This is a genomic window from Micromonospora sp. 4G55, from assembly GCF_016803375.1.
Genome location: NZ_JAEVHN010000552.1, coordinates 1 through 4,124 on the forward strand (window position 1 = coordinate 1; position 4,124 = coordinate 4,124).

The following is a 4,124-nucleotide window of genomic DNA, read 5'->3' on the forward strand; positions in this document are numbered from 1 at the left end:
CCGCTGGAGGCCACCGCCGACGAGATGGGCGTGGTGGTGCTGCCGGCCGACCCGCAGGTGGGCGGGCGGTACTCGGCGCTGACCGCGTTCGGCCTGGTTCCCGCCGCGCTGGCCGGGGTGGAGGTGACCGAGCTGCTGGACGACGCCCAGGCGGTGTCGGCCGCGCTGGGCGGGAACCGGGACAATCCGGGCCTGGCGCTCGGGGCGGCGCTCGCCGCGGCGGCCACCACCGGCCGGGACAAGGTCGCCCTGGTCCCCGACGGCACCGGCCTGGACGGCCTGGGCGACTGGATCGAGCAGCTGCTCGCCGAGTCGACCGGCAAGGCCGGGCTCGGCGTCCTGCCCGTCGTGGTGGAGTCTCCGCAGGCGCCGGGCGCGACCGGACCGGACGTGCTGACCGTCAGCCACGGCGGCGCGCTGGCCGCGGGGGACGTCCCCGGCGGCGGCGAACCCGACCTGGCGGTGAACGGCCCCCTCGGGGCCCAGTTCCTGACCTGGGAGTACGCGACCGCGGTCGCGGCGGTGGTGCTCGGCATCGACCCGTTCGACCAGCCGGACGTCGCCGCGAGCAAGGACAACACCCGGCGGATCCTGGAATCCGGACCGCCGGCGCAGGCGCCCTCGTCCACCGAGGGCGCGATCGAGGTGTACGCCCCGCCGGGCACCCCCGCCGACCTCACCGGCGCGCTGCGCCACCTGCTGGACGGCGTGGGCGACGCGGGCTACCTCGCCGTGACGGCGTACCTGGACCGGGTGGACGAGGCGGCGGCGGCGCGGCTGCGGCCGCTGCTGGCGCAGGCCGCCGGGCGGCCGGTCACCTTCGGCTGGGGCCCCCGATACCTGCACTCCACCGGGCAGTACCACAAGGGCGGCCCGCCGGTCGGCAGCTACCTTCAGCTCACCGGCGCGGTGCACGTTGATCTCCCGGTACCGGGCCGGCCGTACTCCTTCGGGGAGCTGCAGGCGGCGCAGGCCGCCGGCGACCGGCAGGCGCTGGCCGACCGGGGCCGACCCGTGCTACGCCTGCACCTGACCGACAGGTCGGCGGGCCTGGCCCAGCTGCTGGAAGCGATCGGACGATGGCGGGCGTGACGATGGACGACATGGACCAGACGGAGCGAGGAGGCGGCGTGAACCCGCTGCGCGACGCGCAGGACCGGCGACTGCCCCGGATCCCGGAGCCCTGCGCTCTGGTGATCTTCGGAGTCACCGGTGACCTGGCGCGCAAGAAGTTGCTGCCAGCGGTCTACGACCTGGCCAACCGAGGGCTGCTGCCGCCCGGGTTCGTGGTGCTGGGCTTCGCCCGCCGGGACTGGGGCGACGGCGACTTCGAGTCGCTGGCCCACGAGGCGGCCAAGAAGCACGCCCGTACCCCCTGGCGCGAGGAGGTCTGGTCGCGGCTCGCCGGCAACATCAAGTTCGTCGGCGGCTCGTTCGACGACGACGCCGCCTTCGACCACCTCGCCGCCACCCTCGACGAGCTGCGGAACAGCCACGGCATCCACGGCAACGCCGCGTTCTACTTCTCCATCCCGCCGGCCGCCTTCCCGGTCGTGCTCAAGCAACTGGCGCGCACCGGGATGGCCGACAACGCCAAGTCCGGCGGCTGGCGCCGGGTGGTGGTGGAGAAGCCGTTCGGCAACGACCTGCCGTCGGCCAAGGAGCTCAACGACCTGGTCGACGACGTCTTCACCCGCCAGGACGTCTTCCGGATCGACCACTACCTGGGCAAGGAGACGGTCCAGAACATCCTCGCCCTGCGGTTCGCCAACAACCTGTTCGAGCCGCTGTGGAACTCCAAGTACGTCGACTCGGTGCAGATCACCATGGCCGAGGACGTCGGCATCGGCACCCGGGCCGGCTTCTACGACTCGGTCGGCACCGCCCGGGACGTGCTCCAGAACCACCTCCTCCAGCTGCTCGCCCTGGTGGCGATGGAGGAGCCGACCAGCTTCGACGCCGACGAGATCCGGACCGAGAAGCTGAAGGTGCTCAAGGCGATCACCCTGCCCAAGGACATCTCCCGGGGCACCGTGCGCGGGCAGTACCTGCCCGGCTGGGTCGGCGGCGAGCGGGCGCTCGGCTACCTGGAGGAGGAGGGCGTCCCGGAGGACTCGACCACCGAGACGTACGTCGCCGTGGAGCTGGGCATCCAGAACCGCCGCTGGGCGGGGGTGCCGTTCTACATCCGGGCCGGCAAGCGGCTGCCCCGCCGGGTCACCGAGGTGGCGGTCGTGTTCAAGAAGGCGCCGCACCTGCCGTTCAACGCGGCCGACATGGAGTCGCTCGGCCCCAACCAGCTCGTCATCCGGGTGCAGCCGGACGAGGGCGTGGTGCTGAAGTTCGGCTCCAAGGTGCCGGGCACGACCATGGAGGTCCGGGACATCGCGATGGACTTCCAGTACGGCGAGGCGTTCACCGAGTCCAGCCCCGAGGCGTACGAGCGGCTGGTGCTGGACGTGCTGATCGGCGACCGGACGCTCTTCCCGGACGCCGCCGAGGTGGAGCAGAGCTGGCAGGTGGTGGACCCGCTGGAGCACGCCTGGGCGGGCACCAAGCCGGAGCCGTACCGGGCCGGCGAGTGGGGACCCCGGGCGGCCGACGAGATGCTGGCGCGCGAGGGCCGCGCCTGGCGGCGGGCATGAGCGCGCCGATGATCGGACACAGCGGCGTGCGCGGGCACAGCCAGCGGACCGGGAGGCTCCAGTGATCGGCCTGTGGGACACCACCGGGAACGAGGTGGTCAAGGCGCTCGCCGCCGAGCGGCGCAGCGCGGGCGGGGTGGCCAGCGGCATGGCCCTGACCCTCATCGTGGTGGTGGACGAGAAGCGGGTCCGCGAGGCGGAGGCGGCGGCGACCATCGCCGCGGCGGCCCACCCGTGCCGGCTGGTGGTGGTCGTCCGCACCGACGTGGAACGGGAGCGCAACCGGCTGGACGCGGAGATCGTCGTCGGCGGGCGGCTCGGCCCGGGCGAGGCGGTGGTGACCCGGATGTACGGCCGGCTGGCCCTGCACGCCGAGTCCGTGGTGATGCCGCTGCTGGTGCCGGACGTGCCGGTGGTGACCTGGTGGCACGGCGAACCGCCCACCGAGATCGCCACCGACTTCCTCGGCGTGGTCGCCGACCGGCGGATCACCGACACCGCTCAGGCGGCCGACCCGATCGACGCGCTGCGCCAGCGGGCCCGGGACTACGCGCCCGGCGACACCGACCTGGCGTGGACCCGGATCACCCCGTGGCGCACCCTGGTCGCCGGGGCGTTCGACACCACCGAGGCCCGGGTCACCGCGGCGACCGTGGTGGCGCCGCGCACCGACCCGACCGCGGCGCTGATGCGCGGCTGGTTGACCGCCCGGCTCGGCATCGACCCGGTGTGGGAGCACACCGACGAGTACCCGCGCATGCGCGAGGTGCAGCTGCGCTGCGCCAACGGCGACGAGCTGGCGCTGACCCGCGACGACAACATGGCGGTGTTCCGCCGTACCGGTCAGGAGGACCGCATCCTGCCGCTGGTGCGCCGCCCGCTCGGCGACGAGCTGGCCGAGGAGCTGCGCCGGCTCGACGCGACCAGGTGTACGCCGAGGCGCTGGGCGCGGTGGCCGGCGTCTCCGGCCTGGACCAGCGGCCCGCCGGGCGGGTGCACGTCTGGAAGGACCCGGCGACCGCGCAGCGGGCCGAGCCGGGGTCACCGCCCACGCCGGCACCAGCGCGACCCCCTGACCGCTGTCCCGGGGGGCCGACACGGCTTCCCCGGGGCTCCGGGAGGGCGCGACGGACGGGCCGACCGGCCCCCCGGCACGACGAACACGGACCGCGCGAGCGCGGTCGGGAGACGAAGGCACAACATGAGTGAGGCGAGTGTCGCCGTACACGCCGACGCCGACCTGCTGGCGCAGGCGGTGGCGGCCCGGCTGGTGGTGAAGCTGCTCGACGCGCAGGCGGACCGGGGTCAGGCGTCGGTGGTGCTGACCGGGGGGCGGATCGCCGCCGCGGTGTACCGGGCGGTGGCCGCGCTGCCGGCCCGGGACGCGGTCGACTGGTCGCGGGTGGACGTCTGGTGGGGCGACGAGCGGTTCCTGCCCGCCGGCGACCCGGAGCGCAACGAGACGCAGGCCCGGGCGGC

At 74.3% G+C, this 4,124-nt stretch carries 3 protein-coding genes and 1 pseudogene; all 4 read left to right on the forward strand.

Features of this window, described 5'->3' with window-relative positions; all coding sequences use genetic code 11:
• The coding region (locus tag JNW89_RS29575) for a glucose-6-phosphate isomerase (protein WP_238451591.1) at positions 1-1,092 on the forward strand (1,092 nt) is incomplete at its 5' end.
• Positions 1,093-1,094: 2 nt separating this feature from the next.
• Entirely contained in the window at positions 1,095-2,645 is a 1,551-nt protein-coding gene (zwf, locus tag JNW89_RS29580; protein ID WP_238451593.1) for a glucose-6-phosphate dehydrogenase, read from the forward strand.
• Between the two features lie 61 nt (positions 2,646-2,706).
• Positions 2,707-3,721: pseudogene (locus JNW89_RS29585) on the forward strand (glucose-6-phosphate dehydrogenase assembly protein OpcA).
• A gap of 125 nt (positions 3,722-3,846) precedes the next feature.
• The coding region (locus tag JNW89_RS29590) for a 6-phosphogluconolactonase (protein WP_238451592.1) at positions 3,847-4,124 on the forward strand (278 nt) is incomplete at its 3' end.

Coding starts and splice junctions, on each gene's coding strand:
- zwf (WP_238451593.1), top strand. CDS start 1,095: ATGGACGACATGGACCAGACGGAGCGAGGAGGCGGCGTGAACCCGCTG.